Origin of the sequence: Nocardia noduli, from assembly GCF_019038455.1 — a bacterium.
Lineage (GTDB): Bacteria > Actinomycetota > Actinomycetes > Mycobacteriales > Mycobacteriaceae > Nocardia > Nocardia noduli.
In genome coordinates this window covers 1-449 of record NZ_JAFMPL010000277.1, presented here as the reverse complement: position 1 = coordinate 449, position 449 = coordinate 1, and the positions used below count along the sequence as shown (strand labels likewise).

Sequence of the window (449 nt, the reverse complement as noted above, 5' to 3'; positions counted from 1 at the left end):
CCGCCGCGAAGGCCAACGGCGTGCAGGTCCACTGGGCCGCGGACGGCGCCGACCACAACCGCATCGTCCTGGAGATCCTGCGCAGCCGCGGTGCCAAGACCCTGGTGAAGTCGAAGTCGATGCTCACCGAGGAATGCGGCTTCCGCCACCACATGGCGGCCAACGGCATCGAGATCATCGAGACCGATCTGGGCGAGCGCATCCAGCAGCTCGACAACGAGGAGCCGAGCCACATCGTGGCGCCCGCGGTCCACAAGACCCGGATGGACGTGGCGGAAGTCTGCGCCAAGACGCTCGGCACCGACCCGGACAACGACGACGCCCATTACCTCGCCGAAAGCCAGCGCGAGACGACACGGCCCTACATTCTGAAGGCCGATGCCGGCATGACCGGCTGCAACTTCGCCATCGCGGAGACCGGCACCGTCGTCACCTGCACCAACGAGGGC

General features: G+C 67.3%; 1 protein-coding gene. It reads left to right on the top strand.

Annotated features, from left to right (window positions below; genetic code table 11):
• Window positions 1-449 (top strand): LUD domain-containing protein (locus tag JZ792_RS43710; RefSeq protein ID WP_216918442.1); only part of this gene is annotated, 449 nt, incomplete at both ends.